We start from the raw sequence: 26,718 nt of genomic DNA, 5'->3' as shown, positions 1-26,718 counted from the left end.
AGAACATTTTATAGTTCCCTCGCTTTTATATAGTGTGTTTCCACAACTTTTTGTGCGAGAACAGTTCACACAAGGTATCTTCCTACGCCCCAAAGCACAGCAGCTCTTTTTAAACTATTTGAAAAGCCACCTTTTACAGAACTATAGTCAGATTCTTCACTTCCATCCTCTTTTGATATCCAACGTTCATTCAAAAACACTGATATGGTACATTTCGTTGCTTTCTCACCCCATTTTTCATACGACACCTGCCAGTTATCAATACCAAAGACTTCATCAAATCGGTCCTGAATGGCGCGTGCGTCAACAAATGGAGCTACAAACGCAAAAAAACGACCTTGGCTTTCAAATGTATTTATAATTTTCCATCCTAATTGTTCGACAGGAAATTCAGCTTGTAAACTTTCCATTATATTTGTCATAATAATCCTCCTGTATTACTTGTTATTTCGAATCTGGGTGTTTCCACTCTTTCTTTCGAAATTCATCAATCATTTCACATATAATTCCTCTGTTTTCATGAAGCAGCCAATCCTCATGGGAAGTAATATCTTTCCCTGATTGAATGGATAGACGCTTATTCAAATCCTCTATACTTTTACAACTGATATTCCTTGCTGCATAAATGAGACTTAAACTTACTTTTAAATCTCTTAAATAAGAAATGGTAATATCCTTAAATGTCGTAGCTTTCGTATTGAAGTTTTGATTGTGCGCTTGCAACATTGATACAGAACTGATCCATAAAGGATTAGCTAGTTCTTTAATTTCTTTAATAATGTCATGTAAATGAGCATCATTTTGTAATTTCCTTTGTGATTTTTCCATGACTAAATTCATGATGTTTCCCCCTAATTAATAAAATAATTGCCTAAAGTGCTGGCTATACAATAACTCCAAACTTGAAGACAACACAAAAAGGGCTTCTTCAAGTCGATTAAAAATGTGTATAGCAAAATAAGCTATATATACACTAATCGGCTCAAAGAAGCCCTTTCATAAATGAAACAAGACGCAACTTGCTTCTACAACTCAACCACAACACAAAAAAAGGTGTGGGAATAAACGGAATCAATTAAACAATAAATATATCTGTATATTAAACTATCTTTATTTTTAATGCAAGTAAAAAAGAGTGAAACAACCGTATCACTCTTTCATCCATAGTATATTATTTGCTCCAAAATTCATTATAATACCAAGCTCGATAAGAAATATGTTCTGATACATCCATTATTTTCATACGTCTTCTATGATTTTAGGGTGAACAGGTATACTATATATCTTCGCATCGTCTGGTTTCATCATATCTTCTACTTCAATTTTTACAACTTTTAGATGGTACGGCATACGACCATTACTAAAAATATCCCCTACACAAATTGTCCAAAGACTTGTTTCTATTTCAGTTACATTATTCATTTTATATTCTCCTCTATAAATTAATAAAAAAGACATTGAACAAATACGTCCAATGTCTTTTTCCCTCTTATATACTAGTTAACTCAAAGTATAATTTTTCTGGTTTTCCATACATGCTAATTTCATTTTGATATACGACAGCTAATGGCTGAGGCATCTCAATGCTTTCCATATAGGATAATGAAGCAGCTGCTTCTATTTTTTCTTTAATCTCATTAGGAATGGCTGAATAAGATAAGCTATTCATTTTACTTCCTAATTTAGTATCTGTAGCAGCTTCATAATAAATTTCGGTAATTATGACCTCATTATCATCTGGATCATACATATATCCTCGGTTAACTGTAATCATATTGTAGTGCTCCTCTCAGGTTTACATTTTCTAATTCCTTGTGCTTTTAGCATTGCAACAAGTACCTTACTTATATATAAATCCCATATTTTCTATAGTTGCATTCCATTCTATAACTACTGTACTATGTCTCTTTTATAAATTGTTCTTAAAAACGGAGAGTTCAGAAATTCTTAACAAAAGTAGGATATGATAAAGCCCTGGATTTGGTTATAATTTCTTACCGCTTTTAATATTTGAGATTCTTTAAATTTGCTTTTTTACAGTGTAATTGCATAGACCCAGGAGCCTTTTTCAAGCCTGAATGTATCAAGATCTTTATCTATACGATAGAAAACATTCAGTTCATACTCTGAAACTACTGCAAAATACATATAAACTGTCCCTTTACCTAAATATTCAATTCTCTCAATTGACAAAGAGAACATATCCCTCATAAGTTGTTTACAATGTAAAATCTCTTTTAATTCTTTTTCAACATTCATATATATACACCTACTTTATTAAATTTTTGGTAGTAAATTTGCTATAACACATGGTAAATCTACAATCTTTTGACGATGATAAATTTCTTCTACTGTGTCATAGATTGCTATATGCCCATAATCTACCTTTACTCGCTCACGCAAACCTAATCGATTAATATTAACGTACTCCACTTCTCCATAATCACTCTGCGCTTCCATTAAATAAAACCCTACTGCCTCATATGGACTATTGGCTGCAATAATTTTTATAGCAAGTTCTTCTCCATAACTAACCTTATAAAATTTCATTTGTACTTCCCCCTTGAAATAGAAAAAAGCACCTTAAAATTGTGCTTTAATCACTTTTATTATTCGTTTAGCCTAAATGGTCTAATACATGTATTTCCTAACTTAAAGACAACACAAAAAGGGCTTCTTTAAGTCGATTAAAAATGTGTATAGCAAAATAAGCTATATATACACTAATCGGCTCAAAGAAGCCCTTTCACAAATGAAACAAGACGCAACTTGCTTCTACAACTCAACCACAACACAAAAAAGGTGTGGGAATAAACGGAATCAATTAAACAATAAATATAGTTATATATTAATCTATTTTTATATCATATTCAATTGTTTTAAGGAAACAAAAATAAGAAGGGAATTTATATATAGTTGTTTTATGTACCATATAATAATGCCCCTGTTTCAACGTTTATAAATCCCCTCTTATTTCAGTTCTTGTTGTTACACCATGTACTGCATTTCAAAATAAAGTTTTTCTGGTTTTTGATTTTGGTCTAAATGACATAGTATTTCTGGAATGGTTTGTTCTTCTACTTCCATACTTTCCATATAAGACATACTTTCGTTTTCTTGAACTTTTTTAAAAATGGAAGTAGGTAGTTTGTCTGCAGAAAACACACCCATTTTGCTTCCTAACTTTTGTTCGGATGCAGCGTTGTAGAAAATTTCGTTCACAATGACCTCATTATCATCTGGATCATACATGTACCCTCGTTGTATACGTAGCAATTTGTTACTCCTTTCAAATATATTCCTTTACACGAATGTTTATATTTGTATATATTGTTTTTCTGTATAAAGGTGTCAAAGAATATTATTTCGTAAAATCCGTAATTTGTATAGAGGGAGATACAGGATAATTCGTTTTCTTAAATTTTTTTTAAATATTCCACGCTTTTTTATATAACAAACAAGCCACCCTTTAAAATGAATCAATAGCTTGTAAGGGCGGCTTAGTTTGTTGCGAATAGCTTTGTATTTAATTGTTTAATCTCTCCTTCTGCAAGGGGCTGGTAAAATGCATGTTGTAATCCTTGTATATGCAAGGTTTCTCCTATACATAACAATACTTTACCAGGGAGCAGGTCGAGTAATAGTTCATTATTAATTTGCTTTGCTTGGTTTTCAGTAGAAACATAGATAACTAACACTGTAGGATTGTTTCCTAAATCTTGCATAATAACATCTTTTCCTGATTCTACGAAATCTTTCCATCGAGCAATAATTCGTTTTAAACGATCCTTTTTATCTGTTAGTAGAGTGGAGTATACAACGAAATTAAATATGTGATTTACTCCGCCTTGCACTGCAAAACTTAAAGGAGGGGTAAAAACCCCTTTACTAATAGATGGATGCATAATATGACCTAAAAACGATGGAGCATAACGCAGGTGGCAGATTAATTCTATATCGTGCCAATAACGTAAGTGAACATATTTACCGTGATTATCAATTCGTTCTGGGGCAAAGAAGAACATATTTCCTTGCCAGTATTTTAAAAATTTGTAACCATTGTCGGATAACGTATATGTTTCTTCAAAGATCTCCATTTCAAAACTCTCCACTTGCCATTTTTCAATTAGACGGTAGTAAAGTAATCCTTGAAGTGCATCATTTATTTTCTTACGAGAATATTTATCCTTAAATAAATATAATAAATGATTAAATCGAACAGATGTATGAACACCAATGAAAGCAAGTAAGGTATACTGTTCTTCTGTTAAACGCTGCTTAAACTTAACCAATTCGTCAAAAGAATGGAATACATAGGTTTTATCCAGTTCATGTATCCGATATATTTGAAGTCCCTGTACATCCTCACTTGATAAATGAGGAATAGAAGGGACATAAGTGGGCAATTGTTTCTCTATTGTACGCATAGTCATCCATTAAAATTGGAAAATTGACGAATTAGTTTTTTTACTTTGTCCCTGCGGATAATTTAGGATACGCACTGTACCTTTTCTATTTTTCGCGTCGATATTAAGCAGCTCACATGTAACAATCGTTTGATTTTTCGCATCTTCTACAGTTGGATTAGCAAGATTACGGCTCTTAAGTCCTTTAAACTGAATTCCTGGTGCAACCTCTACGAAAATACCCGCAATAGCGTCTACCCCTACAATTTTACCTACAAATCGGTCACGGCGTTTCTTTAGTTCTAACAACTTTTCAATTGGATCTGTTTCTAGTTTCTTTTTATTTCCTCTAAATTCATAACGGCCATTCTTTTCCCCTACTTTATCGATGATAAGTTCTACAACATCACCAATGACAATATCCTCCGGACGGACGAATGTATAGGACCAGTGTGAGTACCGTACACCTATTGTTACACCGTGTACTTCAACTAAGACTGTTTGTGCAGATGGGATATGTCCTGAAACGGTTCCTGTGTATACCTTGTTGCCCTCTTGCGCTGTCACTTCTTCATATAATCTTTTTTGAAGTGCCAATTCTCCTGCAGTGATAGATACAACAGCAAAGTTGCCTTCCTCCGTTTTTTGGAAGTGTTCAATGATTAAAGGCTTGGTTCTACCAACTAGCCATTGAGGATTTTTAGGAACATTTATACCTGCCTCTGTAATGGGGCAATATGCTGTTGTATGAGTACCAATTTGCATTGTAAGTACTTGTATACGCTCAGACTTTCCGTTTTTAGTTGGGAATAGCTTTTCAGATACGACTGTAATCAAGCCTTTTCCTACAGTACGCTCACGTTTCATACGGGCTAATTCCTCTAGTTCATGATCACGTACTCGCTCAAATTGATTAAAGTTTGTTTCTAGCACTGTGTCACCTTGTAGGTTCTCTGCTTCAAAAGCCATTCCAAGTTCTTCTACAGTTTGAGTGTTTGTCTTATCTTCTGCCATTATATTTTCCTCCTAGAACGTAAAAAAGGACACACCTGTACCGTTGGGATGGTACGTAAGGTGTGTCCTTCACGTAAATTATGGTTTATTTATATAGTTGTTAATACAAATATAATGGTATTTCTACTCAAATGCAAGAATAATTTTAAAATCATAAGTTTGCTATAGGTTAAATCAAAATCTAGAATGCAGCCTTACTAGGGGGACCGCTAGTATTTCGGAAAAAACACGCTAAGAGTATGCATAATTTTATACAATTTTTCGAGTAATTCAGTAACAAACGAGAACCCTAAAACCGCGCCAAGATAGGAATGTATAAAAAATTGAATAGATCCATAGAACAAAAAAAAGCGGACTCCCTGTGAGAGTAAGGGCCCGCTTTTTTCCTCTCTACCAATAATGATGCGTTATGTTAACTGTACTTGTATACAATATACAAAACAAAAATACTTTTTTAGATGCAAACACATATAAGATATCTAAAGTTATAGATGAACAAAATGTACTATTGAAGAATATATAAAATATATATCAAATATATATCAAATATAGTACAAGCCTATTCATTACATCCTTAGTAAAAATAAAATTTTATGGCTTTTGGAGGAAAACATATGCCCAAAAAAGTTCTCTTGTTTACAGATTTGGGAATTGATGATGTGTTTGCTATTCTGTACACCTTTTTTCGTAAGGATATCCAACTTGTGGGGATTGTAGCGGATTATGGAAATGTATCGAGAGAGAATGCTATAAAAAATATTAACTATTTGAAGTATATTTCGGGAAGAAAAGAGATACCCGTATTTCTCGGTGCTTCTGTACCTTTAACAGGTATATTGGTTCAATATTTTCCTGAAGTACATGGAAAAGTAGGACTAGGACCTATCATTCCACCTGAAATCCCTTATCCAATTTATCCCATAAATGATATTTACAAAATTATAAACTCAAATTTAGACGATCTTACAATTATCAATTTGGGAAGACTTTCCTCATTGGCTACGTCATTTATTTTGAATTTAGAAGCAATGCGGAATGTGAAAGAATACATTTGCATGGGTGGAGCCTTTTTTTACCCCGGAAACGTGACTGCTGTGGCTGAAGCTAACTTTTACGCAGACCCTTATGCAGCAAACTTAATTCTGCAGCATGCGAAGAATTTGACAATTATTCCATTAAACGTCACCCAACACGCGATTGTTACACCTGAAATGGTTCAACAAATTGATGCATTTCACCGGAATACACAAGACCTTGCAGGACTCATCATCAAACCTATGTTAGACTACTACTATAATTTCTACTCTAAATCGAATCCTGGCATAGGAGGAAGCCCTATGCATGATTTTGTAACAATATGGTATTTGTTGAATCCAGATGCAGTTCGTCTGTCAAAAGTGCCCATCAAAGTAATTCCCGATCAAGGAGAAGGATTTGGTCAAAGTATCGCAGACTTTCGTTTTGTGACAAATCCAGGTTATAAAACACATAATATCGCTTTTCAGTTCAATTATGAAAGATTTAAGAGAGATATTATGGAAACATTTTTAAGGAAAAGACTATAGCATATCCTAAGTAAAGATAAAAATACATATTTAAAAAAGAATTATTTATAGTTGGATGTATTGTAGTTGCTATGAGTTTACTAAAATAGAACTTCCTATATCGAGAATTATGGTGCGACAAGAAGTCGCATTCCCACAGGGTAGCTTCTGCTACTAGATTAGATGCAAAGTCTATCTCCATCCGAAACTGCGGACTTGGTAACGGGCTCGTGGGTTGCATGAGGAAATGTGGAAACAGAGAGTCTGTACATGACTCGGAATACCGCTAGGAGAAGACAGGTACGGTGAACGAGAGTGAAGGCTCGTAAGCTTCGTAATCGTTAGCTTGGGATAATGTACAGCTCTACCCAGGTCTTGATAAGAGGAAAGGCATTCTCATAATACTGCCGCGTTGCATCCCGCAACTTATCCGGAGTAAAGAGTCCACCTAACCCTGTCGTATCTGTGGAATGTGAAACTTGGTAAGCCCTATGTCATCTGCGCAAGCAGTAGGATGACTGTAAAGTCAAACGATGTGGCAGAGGGTAAAGGATATAAGAGAAAGCAAAAGCCGCTAGCCGAAAGGAAACAGGAAAGCATAGAAATATGTATAACTGAGCGGATATTGTCGTCCTTACGGACAAACCCATGACAAGCCTGAAAGGGAGCCCACTTCTTATAGGTCTTCAACATGGAAATACATTTGTAAGTTATCTTCTGACGAATAGGAGCGTGCAGTTATGAACACCTCAGAACGAGCGTCGGCGCACGTCTCGTATACAAACTGGAAAGCAGTTCAGATGTATGTGACGAAGTTACGACAAAGAATTTACCGTGCCGAACAGTTACAGCAACAAAGAAAGGTAAGAAAACTTCAACGCTTACTCATGAGAAGCGAAGCAAACTTACTGTTATCAATTAGACGAGTAACACAGCAGAATAAAGGAAAGCGAACAGCAGGTGTTGATGAACATACAGCCTTGAGTCGCAGAGAAAGAAATCTTCTCTATGAGCAACTCAAAAAGTTAAATACGCTACAACACCGACCAAAACCAGCAAAACGTATATACATTGTGAAGAAAAACGGAAAATTGCGACCGTTGGGCATCCCAACTATAAAGGATAGGGTATATCAAAATATAGTGCGAAATGCCCTTGAACCACAGTGGGAAGCCAGATTTGAAGCTATTTCTTACGGGTTTCGTCCTAAGCGAAGTACCCATGATGCCATACGAAGCATTTTCAATAGAATCAACGGGGGCACAAAGAAGAAATGGATATTTGAAGGAGATTTTCAGGGCTGTTTTGATCATCTCAACCATGAGTGGATACTCAAACAAACTTCTTACTTCCCAGGAAGAAAACTATTGAAGCGATGGCTCAAGATGGGATACATGGAGCAAAGCTTTTTCGCGGAAACGCAAGGAGGAATTATCTCGCCACTTCTCGCTAACATTGCCCTTCATGGAATGGAAGAAACCTTGGGAATTACTTACAAGAAAAACTATAAAGCTAATGATAGTTATATTATGAATCCTGCTTGCAAATTTACCCTTATCCGTTACGCAGATGATTTTGTGGTCTTAACGGAGACAAAAGAACAAGCACTCTCTGTATATATGAGACTTCGTCCCTACTTAAAGGACAGGGGATTGGAATTAAGCCCTGAAAAGACGAAGGTTACACATATTGAGGAAGGATTTGAGTTCCTAGGATTCTTGATTCGGCAGTACCAAACTGAACAGGGGAATAAACTGTTCATCAAACCAAGTAAGGGCAGTAGACAGAAAGCGAAGAAGAAAATTGGAGATACTTTACGTGTCATGAGGGGTCAACCCATCGGAGAAATCATCCGAGTGCTTAATCCTATTATCAGAGGATACGGGCAATACTGGAAACATGTCGTTTCTAAGAAAATCTTTGGTACAATGGATAGCTATATCTATTGGAGAATCGGCAAACATCTTCGACAGCTCCATCCAAAGAAGTCGTGGAAATGGATATATGCAAGATATTACAGGCATCCACATCATGGTGGAAATGCTTGGACACCAACCTGCCCGAAAACAAATATCCAACTCTTACATATGTCATGGATTAAGATTGAGAGACACAACATGGTGAAATTCAAAAATAGTCCTGATGACCCAACATTGAAAGAATACTGGGAAAAAAGAGACCGTAAGGTATTTGATACGGAAAACACGATGGATAGAATGAAGCTGGCTAGAAAACAAGGTTACCGCTGCGCTATCTGCAAAACTCCACTACAAAACGGGGAAAAGGTAGTCGTAAAAGACATGCCTGTTCCGCAACACCTCATATTGTCTAATTTAAACTTAAAATTAGTTCACTTACCTTGCCTATACTAAAGGGACTGAAATCGGATAAAAAGAAGGCTTGAGCCGTATGATGGGAAACTGTCACGTACGGTTCTGAGGGGAGTTGGGGGCAGCGATGCCCCCCGCTTACCCGACTAAATAAGCTGCCTATATGGGCCATAGCCATCAAGTTTAAAAAATAAGTCCGATGCCTTTTGGCATCGGACTTATTTTTTAAAACTTGAGAGTAGAAGAGTGCGGTTTTGGACATACTCAAATAAGACTCTCTGAATTTCGTATTTTTTATACGGCTTTGTGAAGTCTTTTCGTACATTCTTGAGTGATACTAAGGATATCGAACGGTGTACGACACTTATACCTTCGTGCTTTTCGTCCGTTTTTGACAAGATCTTGAAAGAGCCTGGTTAGCACTGATACAGGATGTTGAAAGGTTGTGAAAAGCACGTCGTGTATACTAGAGAAGTAAATTTTGACGATATATGTACACTTATACTCACTCACCTCTTTTTGTTTTTTCTCCCATATAAGTCTTCTCATTCGATATGTAATGCTAGCTACCAAACACAAACCAATTAATTGCCCATATAAATGACATTGAAATCGTTCCAGTTTCACAGGTTTCACTTCATGAATTTTAAAAATAGACTTCCATGTTTTAAATATAATTTCAATTTGCCACCGTAAAGAATACAGTTCATATACTTCATTGTGCGGAAGGTGTTTACTAGATACGTTCGTAATAAGAAGGTTGATACGGCTTGCATATTTCGGCATCTTCTTTTTCGCTTTCTTGTGATGTTCCAAACGTTTCGTCCACTCAGTTTGTGTTAGACGATATATGACAAGGCGTGTTTTATGTTTTTGGTGAAGTCCTATATAGATTTCCGGTAATTCTAGTATTTGTCCTTCAGATAGATCTTTCGTCAATTTTTCTAAATCGAGAAGAGTCCATTTTCCACCTTTCTCTTTTTGATAGACTTGTGTATTCCAGCGAATACGTGACACATAAAATGCTTTTCGATCCGCAATTTTTTCTAAATCATAAATAGAAAAATAACCAAGATCACGAAGAGAAAGTTCCCCTGGCTCTAATGTTTGCGTACGTTCCTGTCCATAACGGCAATCGCTACTTGTTCCATCTCTTACAGCTGTTTCTAAAAATTCTCCAGAAATCAGTTCATACTCTAATTGAATTTTCACACCAGCTTCTGAACCACCTCCGCCTACCCCTTTGTAAGAAGATGCATATTGAGCTGGAAGCTGAAAGGCTGTTGAATCTAGTATACGGATACGTGTAAAACGGTTAGATAAAGGAGTCATTGGAGAAAACTTCTTTCGAAATACTTGTAAAAACAATTCCTTTAAGAATTGTACAGTCTGTGCATTAAATCGTTCGTTCAGACCTTGACTAGATAATTGGATTCCCGTAGCTCTAGTTAGTTTCGCACATAAACTAACTAGGGATTCTGTCCCAATTGCTTGGCTGAGAAACACGCATAATGAAACGAGGTCTTGTGCTCTACACTTTCGTTTTCGTCGAATCATTCCAGTTTTAACTGCTAGTAGTTGTAAGTGGTGAATCGAAAATTTACTTTTAAATTCTTCACCTAGTAAACGTAACTCTTCTTGTGTAACATCATTAATTTTAGACATAAAATGGGTCATCCTTCCATGCGGTATGCATGGAAGGATGACCCATTTAGTTAAATTTTATTCATTTTCTTAACTTGATGGCTATGGCCTATATGGGCAGCTTATTTTATTTTTGGCTTAGCGTGGTTTTTTCCGAAATGCTGGCTATACCAATACTAGATTTAATTTAAGATTTACAAACTATTAATCAAAGAAATTATTCAATTCCTTACTCATTACGTTCGATGTTTTGGGCTTTGGTTTCTCATTTTTATTAAGCAGCGACTGCGTAGTATTATTCTTATTTTTTTGATGAGATTTTAAGTGCTCTTGGCGTTCTTTATAACTCATAGGTTTATATTCTGGTTGCTTCTCATCATTTTTCGAATGCTCTTCTCTATTTTTTTCTAAGTTTTCTTGTACCGTAATACTAATAGATTCGTAAACTTTTGCTACATCTTCATCTAGCTTGTTTTCTTCGATATGATTAAGCGTTTCTTCAATTGGAACCGTGTTGATTTCTACATGTGTTTCTTCTAGCTCTGTTATTGTAACGGGAAGTGAAGTAGATTCTATACTTGTTTCTGCAGTTCCTATCATTGTAACGGGAAGTCCATCAGATGGGAATTCTTCAAACAATGGTTCGGTCTCAACAGGAATCACGGAATGAATAATGGAATCTTTATTCCAATCTTGCTCTAACATAGTAATAGATAATTCTTTGTTTAGTTCTGCTACCTCCATGTTTATTTCATAGCATTCTTCCATAGGAGGTAATGCTATATCTATGGTTTCTTTAATATCTTCTTTCACGGCCGGTTCTTTTATTTCAGAGCTTATACTTTCTACATGTGTTTCTTCTGCTATAACAGGCAGTTCACCATTTCGTTGTAAGGCATCTATTAATCTCGATGCACGTGTATAACTAATTTTAAACGTGTCTTGTAGTACAGATATAGAGATACTTCCCGATTCCTTCACAAAACTTAAAACATCTTCGTATAGAATATCCTTAAAGGAGCTAGTTTCCTCTTGTTCGATTTCTTCGCCTTCAATTGGAATTGCTACTTCCGGTGAAATAGTATTGTCAGGTGAATGAGTAGTAATAACACTTGTTTCTTCTGATGTACTACTATTATTTGAAATTAATACTTTACGAGGACCATCCCCTGTGTAAGAACTTACAACTAGATTTTGTTCTAACTTCTCAATATATTGCATAGATTTCATATAGCTAATCTTGAATTTTCTTTGCAGAAGAGATGGCGAGACTTGTTGTGATTCGATAATAAATTCCTTAATATCTTCATACAACTTATTTTCAACTTCATCATCAACATTCCCCTGCTGGTTCATTGCTGCAGGATCATTAGATAAGGTTTCATTTTGAGACTTTTGTCCCTTATAATCCTCCAATGATACAATGTGTTGATGCTCCTCGTTTGTTTCTATGGAGTTATTCTGTTCAATCTCACCTTCTTGTATAGGTGGTAATGGTTGTATTTTCTTCATGTTTTCTGCATCTACATGCTTCATAGGATTAGCTTTTTCTATAGATTCATTAATAAGGCGAAGACGCTCATTTTCCCAATATTCACCTGTTTTTGTATCTACTTGAATAATTGCTTGGGCAAATTCTTCTTTTGGTACAAAGTTACTTGTGATTTGTTGTACAGGTTGCACATGATTATCTTGTACGATACGAGCAGCACAGATGAATGCCCCTTGTGCCATGATATCTCCTGGTGACATAACAACTTCTTTCGTTTTTTGATAGGTTGATCCTAGTCGACTAACTGGATTCTCTTGCATAGGAGAAATGCCCTGTTCGGATTCTGCCTCTTTAAATTCCTCTTTCTCACCAAACATGTCAGAGAAAATTTTTGCATCATATGGTGTTACATCTCCAAATATCATTTTGTTACGGAATGAACCTAGTAAAGTAAACATGTATTGCTCTGTGAAGTCGAGAGCTAATTGCGATAGTGTTTGGCTAGCGATTGTTAAAATTACTTTATATTTACGAGATTGTGCAGGGAATTCTTTAAACGGCCGCACAACGTAATCCGGAAACTCATCGACAATAATATGATGGTAAGGTGAGACGTTTGGATCTCTACGGAATACTGCATTTTGCATACTTAACAATACAAATTTTCCTAATACGTTTGAAAGGTCTGCTAATTCTCCTTTTGCCGTATTGACTAACAAAATCCCACCCTGCTCTAAATGAACATCGAAATCAAAATCGGATTTTCCAAATAAAACACGTCGTATTAAAACGTTTGAAGCTAAATCTTTTAATATGTTGCGTAAACCTTTTACATATTCTTCTTCTCTGTCATAATGCATCGGTTGTCCGCGGTATTTTCCCGATTTATAAACGGCTGGTTCACCTTGAAAATCCAGCTTTTCACGAATGGTATTATCAAACCATTCGTCTATACCTTTTATAATTTTATATTCATTTTTTTGGTCACGTGAAGCTGCTCCACTTTGAACAAAATCATATAACTTTTCGACCTGTACCTTTAATAGCTTATGCATTCGGTGAACACGTTCTACATCGTCATACATCTCAATCAAATCGTCGAAGGTAACATCTTTTTGTGGGTTGTGAAGCTTTAATAAATAGATATGTTGTTTAAGGTGGTTACGCTGCGCTTGTTCAAAGAATGCATTGTTAGATTCAGACAAACCTTGAATAACCATTGCGAAAACTTCTGCTACTTTATCTACTGGTCCTCGCAGAATGTTTATATTTTTGGTATCAGGATTAGTTGGATCAATGTAGTAAACTGCACTTTCAGGTATTTTATGTGCTTGCACTAACTTAAAAACCTTTTGGCATAAATCATTACTCGGTTCGATAACAGTCACACCATTTAAAAATGTTCCTTTTACTTCTTCTGTATGATAATCCTTCTTTTTAAAGACATTTATGAACTTATTGATAAAACGCGCCATCCAATGTAAATCTTGATTAATCATGGGAATAATTAAACTAGATGTTTTACCAGAACCAATAGGACCAATAATAATACAATTTAACGTTCTATCTTTCCCCTTAATACGAACCATCTCTTTATGCTCAATATGCGGTCCAATTTCTACATCAGGATATATTTGTTCTTCTTGGCTATTAAACCATTTTTGTAATTTGTGATTTTTATATTCGTATTTTTGTACCCACTTTAATATCTCTTCTCGGTAGCGAACAATATGCCCACTATACCAAAGTGTAAACAAAATCATAAATACTGTTGGTAAAAATACAAAAATCATAGTGAGTGTGTGAAAATTACCTGTTAAGACATGACCTAAGGCTTCATACTCACCAAAATTAAGATGTTTTGATTTATCCGCTAGATAAGGAATAACCTTTGCATGGATCGGAGCAGTTGCAAACCATAAAAATTGAATATCAACCGCAAAGTGGGAAGCAACCAAGATTATTAGTTTCCCATTATTTATATGTAAAGCTGGAATACGGCTGTAAAACCTAAAGCTAAACTCTCCTAATAGTAAAGAAAAGAACATTAAAATAAGCGGTACATATGTAATTTCTATAGGATAAGACGGTGGTTCAAATGCATAGTAGAGTAACTTGATGTAGTTTACTAAACCGAATCCAAATGAAAGAATAAATCCGCTAATTAAGCCGATTGTAGTAAATAACGGTAATCGTTGTTTAAATGTCTCCATATAGGCTCACCTACTTCTTACAGATATAGTTGAGCTTTATGTTTAAACTGGAATCGATTATTGAATTCTGGTTGGAATAGTTCCTTTGATTTTTCGAGAAAGAATTTTGCTGCATCTTCAGTTTGTTTTAAATATAAATCAATACTCTCTCTTTCACAGAGTTGATTGTATTCTTCTTGAGAAAGTACCGCGATATTTACCTCAATCTTTTTATCCGTTGCCGTTTCAATTATGACATCGTACCAATAGAAATTTGGTTTCCCTGGAATTTGGATATCTTGTAGAGAAACACTAAACGTTGCCCCCTCTTCTGTAATATGATTAAGGACTAGTTCCGGGTTTTTAAATGCTTCTCTAGCAGAGAGCACTCCCCCAGTAGTAGTAGTTGCATATTGTAAATCCATTTTGATTTTCCACCTTTCTCCATATAAAAAAAGGCAAGCGACACCCACTGTAAAAACAGCGTGTGTCGCTTGCCTTAATTTCATATGTTCTGATTTGATTGTAGTTTTTTGTGTTTAGTTCAAACGTAATTCTATCACCTTAAATAATAAAAATCAATAAAATTGTATAAAAGTATATAAAAAATTAACGATTAATATAATTCAACAAGCTTGCGTCTTTTCGGATGTATGTTATTTGCAGTACGTGCCATGATCTGTTCATCCGCATCGATAGTAACACCTTCATTTTGGAGGGATAGCAGTAATACGTTGTCATACGTGTCCATTAAAAGTATATCTCTAGCCTTTTTGCGCTTTGGATAAATCACAACAAGCGGCACCCCTTCATCACCTTCTCTTCTTGAAAACACAACATCGTCTAATCTAGCAATCATTCGGTAATCATTTTCATTCCCAAAAATAAAGAAGAAATCTTGCATTACATCTTTATCTCTCTTATACGTTCGTCTAAGACCACCATCTATTTTCTCTTTAAATGTTTGAACTGTTTCAACAAATGCATAGCGCCAATCAGCATCTCCTACTGTACGTTTAGATAAAGGTAAGAGAATATCTTGTTCAAAGTTTTGATTATCATCTATTCCTAGAAGAATATCTGAAATAACATCTCCAGGTTCTTTCAAAGAGCAGATGTGCATATTTAGGTTTGGTAGATTCATTAAATGTTCATGATATTCTCGCATAGAAAATAAGAGATTCTTCATACGTACGTATGGAGGTTCTGCATCTTCTGCAAGGAACATCGACTTGTCATACATAACAAAAACAACAGTTATATTTTTAGTGTTTTTTTGTGCATATTCAATATACTTCCCCACCTTTTCAACTAAGGTAGCATTGGTTTCTTTGCACATATCCATTTCAATGTAAATATTTTTGTCTTTATATGAAATGTGTTCATCAGGAATTAGAAGTAACCCTGCATCTTCAATTTCTGTTTTCTTTTGTTTTTGATGATATGAGCGAATATCTAACTCGCATAATAATTTATTCGTATTGGTCTTTTTCGACACTTCCAAAAGTGTGCGTACTAATATTTCTCTTGAGCAGAGTGTATGTAGTGAGATTGAAGAAGAATATCTACGTTTTGAAGATCCTGCAGGAATCCTTCCTAATTCTTGAAGGTAATCAACCATTCTATCTTTTAAGGAGAATGTCGCACGTCTGGTTATACTATCATCTCTTTTATCAATTTTTTTAGTCAGGATAGCACCGTATTTTGAAAAACGATTAAGTTTCGTAAACACACTATCCTCAGAAAAATCTCTACCCTCAAATGCACTATAAAGCTGAGTAATTTGTCGTGTAGTAAGATACCTTTTGTAATATAAAAATGTAAATACAAATATATCGGCCTCTTTTAAACGAAAAGATTTCTGTGTACCTTTGCTTGTATATTTATACGTTTTACTTTTCATTATATGCAACTCCATAACTCGAATGTATTTTCAATAAATAACAACCATTTCTATATATCTTATTACAGCAAAATTTAGTTGTAAATTATTAAAAGTTTAAGCTGAATTTGCTTTAATCTAGATACTAAAACTTGTACGCTGAAGTTTGGATTACTTCTCTTCCTAAAAATTAGCTAGAAACATTGATTTATATAGTCTTTCAGTTCTTTTAAAATTGTTCGGACGGAAGACATGTTTTAACCGAACAATTTTTTAAAGGTTCAAGTATTGGAATAAAATCGTTAGGACGGCCTAACAATTTATTTAAACAATTACATTATATAAAGACATGTTACACATACAGAAAATATAATAGATTAATCACTTGTGCATTGTAGTTTCTTTTTGCTATTGAAATAGAAAAAGACCGACAAAATTATATTTGTCGGTCTATTGTTTAGAATGATAATTTCTTCTTTGCTGGTTGTGAATCGTCAGCAACTTCTACTTCAGGTTCAGCACCAAAATTTAATTTTTTCTTTTTAGGTTTTTCTTCTTGTACTGAATCATCAAATGCAAAAAGTTTATTTAAAACAGCATTGGATTTCTTTGAATTAGCTTGCTCACGTTCTTCTTTAATTCTCGTAATCTCATCAATAATATCACTAACACGTTTTGGTAATGGAAGTCCTGCAACAACTGAATAGAATTTTACTATATCCTCTTCTTTTTTTGTTGTATGTTTATTAACGTATGGAGCTATAGGACGTTCATCTACATATGGAGTTCTTTCTTTTAAGAAGTTTTCCATTTGATTAAGGAATGAGAAGTTGTATAATCGCCCTGCTCGCAGCGGTGATGTAACGATAGATAGCGCGCTTTTTTTAGCACTTTCTAGCTCTTCTCTTTCTGTATCGTATAAAACGCCTTTTTCTAGTGCGTTACCTAATTGAGTCAAGTAACCTAGCGGGTTTTCAGTGTCTAATTGATTTGATTTTAGTTCTAATTTTGCTAATGATAAAACGCCTGGTGTATTAATTACTTGAGCAAATTCACTCGCATCAAAATGTGTATCTGAAAACGGTGTAAATGATGAAGTAACTAGGTTAATCTCATGTAATGCATCAGCAATATATTTGTTACTATAGCTAGTATATTCGTTTGCTAAAGCACTTGGATTTTCCTCTTCAAATTTTCTATATAGTTTAGCGTTATCTATTAATACAATTGAGCCAAAAGCTTCTTGGTTCATAGCAATACTACGAATGCGTGAAGTTGCGTTTTCTAATACTTTTAAAGCCTCAGCATCACGTGGTAAAGTCAGTAACAATCCAAAATTGTAATCATGTTCATAGAGCATTTCAATAGCCTTTAATAGAGCACCAGTTCCTGTTCCTCCACCTAGACCACACGTAATCCAAATAAAATCACGATCTTCAAATTCCTGTTTTACCGCTTCGAAAATCTTTGTTTCATGCTTTACAAATGCTTCCTCTCCAACCTGTGGATTACGAGCTGCACCTTGTTCATATCCTTCTAACTGTATTTTACGGACGTTCCCTGTGTTTTTAATCTCAATTTTATTAAAATCTTGACTATTTGTATTAACAAGAATCGCACGATATGGGTATTTGTTATTTTTAATTTGTGTTTCTTTATTTGCGCACTCTGCTGCGATTGCACATCCACCCATACCTAGTCCTAAGAATCCAAATTTCAAACTAATATTTCCTTGGCTTTCGATTTCTGAAAAATTGCCTGCCATATGTATATCCTCCTCAAATATATATTTTAGTTGTTTTTCTCAACTCGTTTTTCCAGTTCCTTAATTAAAACATTTCCTAGATCTGTTACGTCATAAATTCGAACACGTCCTATTGCTTTGAAAGATATTAACCCTGCTCCTTCAAGTCTTGCAGTCATAATATCTAAAGCATATCGCGATGGAAGTATTTTTTTACCCTCATAATCTTTTTCATTCTCAATTTGATAGTCTTTATGATATTGGTTGATATAATCCCATAACTTTTCTTTGTTCATTGCGCCCTCGGCGTATAGCACACGTAAAGCCCAAATCCCATCATTTAAATTCTCACAAAGCACATCAATAATTTCACTACTACTCATTGATATATTAGACAATAATTTCACACCACCTTTAATAAATAATAAATTTTATCTATAGGTACAAAAAGACAAGATAATTATACGGAATTTAATACCGTTATAAAAGCCGTAAATACTTCGGTATATATTTCCGAAGTATTGTATGTACTAACTATAATACATCTACGGATGATAATCAAGAATCTTATTAAATCAATACTTTAAATACTTCCGTAATAATTACCGTAATTAATATTTTAATTGTTACGCATTTATTACGGTAATAAACACTGTAATGAATACGTAATGATTATAAAAGATGCATTTTAATAAGTGAAAATCCATGTAAAATTTTTAGTTCAGTTCACAGAATTTTAAGGTGATTTTGTACATAATCAAGTGTTAATCACGCTCACCCGACTAATCACCGCTCGATAACATAGGTATTATTGGTATGCAGCTAAATAAATGAGCAGTGAATGATTGAGTGATCAGGTATAAAAGTCCATGATATTTTATGTAATCTACAAAGGGGTTCTTTTAGTTTCTATAGAATTTTTATATAATGTATTATAGGACAGGCATCATATAGTTAGGTGGTGAGCAAATGATTGATGAACAGTTAAGCGATGGTTATTATCGCGTATCTGAAGTAGCAACCATGCTTGATATTCCTGAAAGTACTCTTCGTAGATGGTTGAATGATTTCGATGAGTACTTGAACATAAAAAAAGAACGCCAACTTAAATATGTTCATGAGGATAGTATTGATACAGTAAAAAAGATTAAACATTATTATTCTGAGTCAAAGAAAAAGCACGAAATTGTTGGGCTTTTAGATATGGATCCGACGGTTATTCGCAATGTTTATGCTGAAGATGTTGACGGTGATGGTGAACCAAAAGAAACATCACTAGTTAAAGCACAACAGGTCAATCCAGACTTTATAGAAGCTTTGACGGAAAAAATTACTGAGGAAGTTACAGCTAAAGTGACTGAAGAATTAACAAAACAAAATATGGAATTCTTCGCTGCGGTGGCTAAACAAAGTCAGGATAATTTCGATAGAATCAATAAGCGATTAGAGGAACGTGACGAAAAGTTAATGAGTACTATACGATTAATTCAAGAACAAAAAAGTGCTAATGCTCAGCGACAAGAGAATACTGAACAAAAAGGCGGCTTTTTCTCTAAGCTTTTTGGAAAAAAATAAAAAGGCTATCATTTGATAGCCTTTTTATTTTGCTTATTCTTAATATCATTTCAAAAGCTTAGTTCATTGATTATCAATATGATTCATTCACAGCTATTGTTTTAAACTTATAATAATCATAGAACTTAGGTTTATTTTGCTATACAAAGAGTTTTCTAATTCTATTTCTTCCAATCTGTGAACTACCCGCCACTTAACGTCCTAATGGACTGTTTGAAGTGGTGGCTTCTCGGTTAGTCGTTACTTTTGATAGCTAACGAATTTGTCCTAAGACAACCGAGCTAACCCCCTCGTTCCAAGGGTTATTTTATTGCTATCTATGCCAACGCTAATAGGCGTATTGCTTCATTTTTGATATTGATAGCTGCGTTATAATCTCTATCAAGATTTACACCACATATACAAGAATATACTCGCTCAGACAATGACATGTTTTTCACATTTCCACAACTGCTACATGTTTTTGTGGAAGGAAACCATTTGTCTATTTTCATAAGTTGTTTGCCTTGTTCGTGTAGTTTATAAGCTAAAAAAGAAGTGAACATACCCCAAGCATTATCAGCGACGCTTTTTCCAAAATGAAGTGCTTGCGACATGCCTTTCATATTTAGATCTTCAATAGCTACAACATCAAAATGAGTAGCTAACTCTTTAGACTTATGATGAAGGAAGTTCTTACGTTGGTTCGCTACTTTTTCATGTAACTTAGCTACACGGATACGTTGTTTATTCCAACGAATAGAACCTTTTGTTCTTCTTGATAATACTCGTTGTGCCTTTGCTAATCGGTCTAACATTTCACGATAGAACTTAGGATAATTGGCTCTCTCATCCTCAGAACTAACGTATAATCGATCCATCGCAAAGTCTAATCCAACAACTGTTTCTACTTCATTTTGTACAATCTCTTTTTCGTATTCAGTCAAGATAGACACATAGTATTTACCAGTAGGTGTCATAGAAATCGTACATGACTTGATTACATGGTCTTGTGGTATTTCTCTATGCTGCTTGATACGTACCATTTTCAGTTTTGGCAATTTAATATGACCGTTAAGCAACATAATATTTCCGTTCACTACATTCGTTGTATAAGACTTTCTGTCTTTTTTGCTTTTGAATGTTGGGAAGTCATTTTGACCACGAAAGAAATTCTTATAGGCAGTTTGCAAGTTTAGTTGAGCATTTGCCAGTGCTAATGAATCAACTTCTTTTAACCACTCAAATTCTGCTTTGTATTTCGCAGGAGTGGGAAGCTTTTGTTTCTTTAGTTGTTCCTTATCATCTTTGTGATTTTCATACGCTTCTTTCCGTTCGGCTAACATTCTGTTATACACGAAACGTACACAACCGAAGGTTTTACGCATAAGATGTGCTTGGTCTCCTGTTGGATACAAACGGAATTTATATGCTTTATTCTGCTTTGTCATATCATTTCACCTCACTTTTCACTTTGATTTTCAATATATTTTTTTACTACGTCTATTGATGAACCACCAGTAGTTAGTAAGCAAAAACCTCTTGACCAAAACATCTCTTTCAATAGTTTCATACTACTTAATTAGTAGTATGGAACTATTTTTATATTAATCATAAAAAAAACAGTTTATTCTTATTCAAAACTTACACCTTCACTCGATCACTCAACCATTCGCTAATCATTCATTCTAAAATAGTAATATGATTGACCGGTGATTAATTGACTGATTACAATTAGGTTTAATGCAATGAAATCAACCGTTCAATCACCACTCAACCTACATACGAAAATAACAGTATTTACACACGAGTGACCGGTGATTAGTTGGGTGATTTAAGGTGTGGATAATGAAAAATGTGCCATTAATGCGCTTTATCGATGATATTTTGTTAATTGAGCGACAATCAGGCGGTTGATCAGAGGCTGTTTAAGTTGTTCTTACTTATTGTGAATTGACTTTTGATTGAGCGGCGCTCAACGAGGTGTTTGAGTGGTGGTTATTTATACATAGTCATTTAGCAAAGGTCATACTTTTGAAAAAATCACCTTGCAACCATGGGAAAAACTATATATGATGTAGTTACTTTATATTTTTGTATTTTTTTAGATACAAATTTATTAATAATAAAATATTTATATAATAAAAAATAAAATATAAAAAAGCAAAAAAAGGTTCATCAGCCCAATGAAATAGCGCCAACTACTTCATTGTGGTACACCGCACAAAAATCCCAAAAGAAATTTTCAATCGACCGCGGTAAACAAAGCCAATAAACCTTTTTATTTTGCATGAAATTATAAGATAATTTTACTGTATCTTATGTATTTGTGCAACTTAAAAAGGGGATTTCTTGCGTAATTTTAGGCATTGTTTACCGTTGTTATACAAGTATTACTCTTTTAAGAGAGTAGTATTTTTGTATCCGTGGTATGACAGTGCCTTTTTCTGCTCTTTCGAAAGGAGTTAGCAACATTATGCATACGCAAATGGCTTTTTCCCAACAGAACTTTAAAGTTCATGGGGTTAAATTTTTTGATGGACTATTAAACATCGTAAAACTAGAAAATGAAAGAAAAGAGTTACCATCTTCAGCTTTAGCTACTTACATCTTGCTTCACTTTGAATGCAATGATATAGGAATGCTACCACGTGAATTTCAAATAATGGATCTTGCTAAGAAAAGTGGGATTCCCTACACAACAATTTATACAGGGTTTCAAGTTTGTTTGGAGCGTAGACTCGTAAAAGAAACACCTGTTGGAAATCGTACTGTATATGAAATTGTAGATTATGCGTTGTATAACCACACTACTGCAGAAACTGCAAAGATGACAGGCATATCGCTATCGTATTTCCGTATTCCATTTCACCTAATTCAAACAACGATAATGAGTAGTCTAGTAAAGGCTCGTGATAATAGAGGGATTATATTCCTTTTAGATTTAATCAATACTTTTTCAAGAAAAGTAGGTATGGAACATTATAAACATAAAATTGAGGAGTTTCAGATTACAAGAAAGATGTCTTCCTTAAAAAGGAGATTAAATCGTAATGCAAAGAAAGTAAGACACTACATAGAAATTATTAACCCCATCGTGCAATTTACTGCAATCGATTCTAAAGAGAAGAAATCTAATGAAACAAGAATTACTAGTGCAAGGAAACAGGTAAAACAAATCATCATTGAGAAGTTCAACGTTGTATTTTCTTCAAACTGCGTAATTGAGAATGATAAAAAAGAATTACATAGACCAGTAGCGAAGTGCAGAAAAGAAGCGGTGTCTCGTTTGAAACATATGGGACAGGCGTTACGTAAAAAAGATAAAGAAAATATAATGACTGCATTTAGACAAGAAATTGTTGATATCGCAATCTATTTACCGACGAAACAAAAACAAAGTGAATTATTAATTTACGCAATGACTTATGCATTAGATCAAGTGGAAAGTTGTTTGAAAGAGCAAGAAATATTCTCTATTCCAGCATTTATGCGTGTAAAGTTTAGAGAGTCCTGGATAGGTTTTAAGGAAAAAAACTTGTCTACAGGGAAAAAACACGATGCAATGATAAATTATCATAAGAAGAATGGTGTTTATCCGGAATTTATGTGATTTTAAAAAAATATATATGGAAACCCTTGTTAAAAAGTTACTTAAAAGCAAGGGTTATTTGGCATGTTCTTTAATTTGAAGACATGCTTTTTTATTTAGGAAAATATATCTATTAGCATTTTTACGGAAGCATATAATTGATTTACGTTATGTTTGGTTACGACTCGGTATGTTCATAATTCGATTCAATACTTGTGGTTATCTTAGTAATATGATTCTAACCTTGTGAATTCTTAGTAATATGGTATTTAACTTCTTAATTTGTGATTTCTATGATGTAGAGCTTGTATGTAATGGGGATATTACGATAGTGAATTTAGCTTAATATCCAGGAACGTATGTAATACAAGGCTTTAGAGGTGTTTGCTGAATCTCTTTATAATTAATGATTGAGTTTAGTTATATATATTTCTTGTTGTTTTTATATAAAATACTTGGATTATTTATATTTAATTACTTGTATTTTTTTAAATTAAATACATAGAAAAATAGAAAGAAGGAATAAATATAAGTTTACAAGGAGGTAATTAATCTATTGACTTTTAAAATTCATAGAGGTATTCTTATACGTGAACTACAATTAACTAAGAGAAATATACAAATTAATAGATTTAATTTCTAGCTAAACGGACACACCGAAGGCACATAACCTGCCATCGGTGTGTCTTTTTTTTGTATAAATAACAATAAAAAGGGAGAATTTGAAGCTATGAACGAAATTGTGAACATGAGTAAAGAACGATTTACAAAGTATTGTGAGGAGAATGCAGCATTTGAAGAGGATATTAGTCGCATTATTAATCACTACTTTTTATTACTAGGGAATAAGGCAAATATCTTACAGGAAAGAGAATTTAATAACGAAATTGAAGAAAAAACGTTTAAAAATAATGTGAAACGTTTTGAAACTCTATTCCCTGCAGCTGTTAAAAATGCATTTTTAAAAGGATATCAATTATGCCTTGAGTTTATAAATCATCCTGAAACGCAAATTCCTGAGAATCTATATACTGATCCGAATTTTATAAAAGATATTCCTTTTGCCTTAGCAAATGCATCTGAATATGAATTGTACGAAATCATTCGTACAGATGAAACACAGGAATTTAGTGTATTTGCTATACGAACATATGAAGGGATTCGTCCATTGTTAGAACAAGTATTTTGCGAAGTTGCATTCACTGGTGCTGAATATGCTTTTGAACATGAGCGAATGGAAAAAGGAATTGAATTAAAGAAAGGTAATAGTACCTCGTTAACCAAAGTTCCTGTAGATCGTCTTTTCGCGATTACGCCTTCTGTTAATGGAGTTGTTGTACATGCGGAAGAACATTGCGAGATTTGGAATTTAAATTGGAATAGCAAAGTAACAATTAATGATCCTTTTATTGAGCTTGCTGAGGTTACGTTTATTCATCAAACAAAAGATATGATTCAAAAAAATATTGAAGATGGTGTTTTATACTACAGCATTCTTTATCTTGGTACACCTTTACATGAGATACAAGATCGATTAGAAATACGAGTAAAGCTAAATTCTGATTTTGGAGCTCCACGTACAATGGAACAAGTTGAAATTGAGTATATTTTGAATGAGATTATTGGGAAGGTTCATCTTGAGGCACAAATTCCAATTGAAAACATGATTTTAATCCAACGTTAGATTTTGTAGGAGGTTAACTATGGTGAAAAAAATCGTTTTAGCTATTAGTGATACTGTATATACGGCATATTTACGTGAGGATTTTATTGGTGCGGGATTTGAAGTAGCTGATAGTGATGTGATGCATATCAAGTATCTAGATGAAATTCTAGATACAGAACAGCCCGATATTCTATGTATTAATGACAAACGATTAAATATTGATGCGGGACATGAAGAGAAACGTGAATTGATTATCTTACAGAAACTAAGAGATATTCGCTTTAATCGAGATATTCGTATTGTGGTATTTACAGAGCGTGAAAATGATGATGAGTTTTTGGCGAAACTGATTTATCTAGGTATCTATGACATTTTTAACTCTCGTAGAATTGATATTGATAATAAAGTTATCCCGCAGCTGCTACAGGAGTCGGATATTAAAAATGTAGCAGAAATTGTAGGCGCAAGTCAGGCACCACAACAAACAAAGTTACCCGAAGTTCCTGTTGATGAGGAAGAAGAGGAAGTATCAAGTGAATTAGAGGAAGGTGGCAACAATGAAGCTTCCTCTAACTCCAAGAAACTATTTAAAAACAATCAAAAGCGTAAGTCTGTTCCAGGTGAGTCACAAAAAGCACCTATTATAAAAAAACAATATAAATTGGCTTTTGAGCCGGTATATGAAAAACAAATAGGTATTGCTATTCCGAGAAGAACAATTGTTGTGGCCAGCATGAACAAAAGAAGTGGTGCAACTTTTGTTTCACATCTTTTAGCTGCTTACTTAAATGAACTACAGATTGATGTGAACTATATAGAGAATCTATATGATGATGGATATACGTATCCTTTATTAAAGGGATATACAGAAGCACCAGAAAACTATCGTAGTGAATTTATGTTACAGCGATATAAGGAGATGCTACAGAAGGAATCTGATATATTATCAATTCCAAAATGGAAGCAAGGAAGAATAAATTATATCGTAAAGAATCCTATAGTGGACCAAGAGCTGAAAAACGAAACAGAGCAGGACTTTGACCATTTTATTAAGGTATTATTGGCTAACCAAGAAGCGCCTATATCTATTATTGATGCGGGGTACGATTGGGATAAAGATTTATACCATGAAATATGTGAAATGGCAGATTTTATTTTCTTTGTAGCAGAACCAGATCTGCATCAATTGTTAAAGATAGCGCATCCTCTTACACAAAAGGAGAGAAAACTTGTTTCTTACTTAGTTTTAGAGAAAACGAGAATTATTGGGAATAAGTTTTCTACTGCACTTTTAAAGCATGAAGTAGTAGAAGAATGTTTTGGCGATAAGGTATTAACTGCTTTAGCACCATATGAGATAGAGGATGTATTTGAATCTCAATTAAAAAGTAGTACGTTACTATCTAGTCGGAACTATTATAAAGAGCTTGAAGGAATAATGAAGGAAATAGCAGAGTTATTACTGCCAAACCAATTGTTGAATCAAAAGAAAAGTTCCATTTTAAGTGGATTTCGATTTCGGAAGTCTGAAAATTAAGGAGGGGTGAAGAAAGATGCAAAAATTTATTATAGGGGCCGCCTCACATGCCCATCAACTTAAGAATTTTCACTACCCCCAAGTGACAAAAAACGTTATTCTTTCTAAAAAGCTAGCTAGA

General features: G+C 34.1%; 19 protein-coding genes and 4 pseudogenes. 6 read left to right on the top strand and 17 right to left on the bottom strand.

Annotated features, from left to right (window positions below; translation table 11 throughout):
• Positions 1-71 precede the first annotated feature (71 nt).
• The 9 genes and pseudogenes from PDQ68_RS26315 to PDQ68_RS26275 form a co-directional block, all read right to left on the bottom strand.
• Positions 72-422, bottom strand: a pseudogene (locus PDQ68_RS26315) (Rad52/Rad22 family DNA repair protein); the annotation flags it as partial.
• Between the two features lie 22 nt (positions 423-444).
• A complete protein-coding gene (locus PDQ68_RS26310) occupies positions 445-840 on the bottom strand; it encodes a hypothetical protein (RefSeq protein ID WP_001055070.1) in 396 nt (131 codons plus the stop codon).
• Between the two features lie 331 nt (positions 841-1,171).
• Positions 1,172-1,422: pseudogene (locus tag PDQ68_RS26305) on the bottom strand (hypothetical protein).
• Between the two features lie 67 nt (positions 1,423-1,489).
• On the bottom strand, positions 1,490-1,774 hold the full coding sequence (locus PDQ68_RS26300; protein WP_000633806.1) for a hypothetical protein: 285 nt from the start codon (positions 1,772-1,774) through the stop codon (positions 1,490-1,492).
• Between the two features lie 260 nt (positions 1,775-2,034).
• A complete protein-coding gene (locus PDQ68_RS26295) occupies positions 2,035-2,259 on the bottom strand; it encodes a hypothetical protein (protein WP_001100171.1) in 225 nt (74 codons plus the stop codon).
• A gap of 18 nt (positions 2,260-2,277) precedes the next feature.
• Entirely contained in the window at positions 2,278-2,550 is a 273-nt protein-coding gene (locus PDQ68_RS26290) for a hypothetical protein (protein ID WP_000675279.1), read from the bottom strand.
• 438 nt (positions 2,551-2,988) lie between these two features.
• Positions 2,989-3,252 (bottom strand): hypothetical protein, encoded by a 264-nt coding sequence (locus PDQ68_RS26285; RefSeq protein ID WP_002020034.1) that lies wholly within the window; start codon positions 3,250-3,252, stop codon positions 2,989-2,991.
• Between the two features lie 248 nt (positions 3,253-3,500).
• Positions 3,501-4,427: a hypothetical protein gene (locus tag PDQ68_RS26280; protein ID WP_001259102.1), complete on the bottom strand. Its 927-nt coding sequence runs from the start codon at positions 4,425-4,427 to the stop codon at positions 3,501-3,503.
• 9 nt (positions 4,428-4,436) lie between these two features.
• A complete protein-coding gene (locus PDQ68_RS26275; protein ID WP_000796697.1) occupies positions 4,437-5,420 on the bottom strand; it encodes a hypothetical protein in 984 nt (327 codons plus the stop codon).
• Positions 5,421-6,034: 614 nt separating this feature from the next.
• Here PDQ68_RS26275 and PDQ68_RS26270 point away from each other — a divergent pair.
• The gene (locus tag PDQ68_RS26270; protein ID WP_001125083.1) at positions 6,035-6,985 is read left to right on the top strand and encodes a nucleoside hydrolase; all 951 of its coding nucleotides are present in this window, start codon (positions 6,035-6,037) and stop codon (positions 6,983-6,985) included.
• A 719-nt stretch (positions 6,986-7,704) separates the two neighbouring features.
• Complete coding sequence (gene ltrA, locus PDQ68_RS26265) at positions 7,705-9,336, top strand: group II intron reverse transcriptase/maturase (protein WP_270787097.1); 1,632 nt, start codon at positions 7,705-7,707, stop codon at positions 9,334-9,336.
• A gap of 322 nt (positions 9,337-9,658) precedes the next feature.
• On the opposite strand, the pseudogene PDQ68_RS26260 reads toward ltrA, so the two are convergent.
• The 6 genes and pseudogenes from PDQ68_RS26260 to PDQ68_RS26235 form a co-directional block, all read right to left on the bottom strand.
• Positions 9,659-10,959, bottom strand: a pseudogene (locus PDQ68_RS26260) (IS4 family transposase).
• A gap of 183 nt (positions 10,960-11,142) precedes the next feature.
• Complete coding sequence (locus PDQ68_RS26255) at positions 11,143-14,643, bottom strand: DNA translocase FtsK (protein ID WP_000447304.1); 3,501 nt, start codon at positions 14,641-14,643, stop codon at positions 11,143-11,145.
• 17 nt (positions 14,644-14,660) lie between these two features.
• Positions 14,661-15,047: a hypothetical protein gene (locus PDQ68_RS26250; RefSeq protein WP_000365750.1), complete on the bottom strand. Its 387-nt coding sequence runs from the start codon at positions 15,045-15,047 to the stop codon at positions 14,661-14,663.
• 191 nt (positions 15,048-15,238) lie between these two features.
• Positions 15,239-16,525, bottom strand: coding sequence for a replication-relaxation family protein (locus PDQ68_RS26245; RefSeq protein ID WP_270787096.1), 1,287 nt, complete (start codon positions 16,523-16,525; stop codon positions 15,239-15,241).
• 436 nt (positions 16,526-16,961) lie between these two features.
• Entirely contained in the window at positions 16,962-18,269 is a 1,308-nt protein-coding gene (gene repX / locus PDQ68_RS26240; RefSeq protein ID WP_000918313.1) for a plasmid replication protein RepX, read from the bottom strand.
• A gap of 26 nt (positions 18,270-18,295) precedes the next feature.
• Positions 18,296-18,631 (bottom strand): hypothetical protein, encoded by a 336-nt coding sequence (locus PDQ68_RS26235; RefSeq protein WP_000098927.1) that lies wholly within the window; start codon positions 18,629-18,631, stop codon positions 18,296-18,298.
• 586 nt (positions 18,632-19,217) lie between these two features.
• On the opposite strand from PDQ68_RS26235, the gene PDQ68_RS26230 reads away from it, so the two are divergent.
• Positions 19,218-19,823: a MerR family transcriptional regulator gene (locus PDQ68_RS26230; RefSeq protein WP_000564666.1), complete on the top strand. Its 606-nt coding sequence runs from the start codon at positions 19,218-19,220 to the stop codon at positions 19,821-19,823.
• A gap of 317 nt (positions 19,824-20,140) precedes the next feature.
• Here the strand turns inward: PDQ68_RS26230 and PDQ68_RS26225 are convergent, their stop codons facing one another.
• Both PDQ68_RS26225 and PDQ68_RS26220 read right to left on the bottom strand, forming a co-directional pair.
• Positions 20,141-21,253, bottom strand: a complete 1,113-nt coding sequence (locus PDQ68_RS26225; protein ID WP_042512128.1) for an RNA-guided endonuclease TnpB family protein — start codon at positions 21,251-21,253, stop codon at positions 20,141-20,143.
• Between the two features lie 11 nt (positions 21,254-21,264).
• Positions 21,265-21,372, bottom strand: a pseudogene (locus tag PDQ68_RS26220) (transposase); the annotation flags it as partial.
• A 906-nt stretch (positions 21,373-22,278) separates the two neighbouring features.
• On the opposite strand from PDQ68_RS26220, the gene PDQ68_RS26215 reads away from it, so the two are divergent.
• The 3 genes from PDQ68_RS26215 to PDQ68_RS26205 all read left to right on the top strand — a co-directional run bounded on the left by PDQ68_RS26215 (position 22,279) and on the right by PDQ68_RS26205 (position 26,597).
• On the top strand, positions 22,279-23,415 hold the full coding sequence (locus PDQ68_RS26215; protein WP_000557422.1) for a hypothetical protein: 1,137 nt from the start codon (positions 22,279-22,281) through the stop codon (positions 23,413-23,415).
• A gap of 709 nt (positions 23,416-24,124) precedes the next feature.
• On the top strand, positions 24,125-25,078 hold the full coding sequence (locus tag PDQ68_RS26210; RefSeq protein ID WP_001002940.1) for a hypothetical protein: 954 nt from the start codon (positions 24,125-24,127) through the stop codon (positions 25,076-25,078).
• A 19-nt stretch (positions 25,079-25,097) separates the two neighbouring features.
• Entirely contained in the window at positions 25,098-26,597 is a 1,500-nt protein-coding gene (locus tag PDQ68_RS26205; RefSeq protein ID WP_000239320.1) for a hypothetical protein, read from the top strand.
• Positions 26,598-26,718: the final 121 nt, after the last annotated feature.

The sequence above is a fragment of the Bacillus cereus group sp. Bc010 genome (genome assembly GCF_027716745.1).
Lineage (GTDB): Bacteria > Bacillota > Bacilli > Bacillales > Bacillaceae_G > Bacillus_A > Bacillus_A pacificus.
This window is presented reverse-complemented; position numbering and strand designations above follow the sequence as displayed.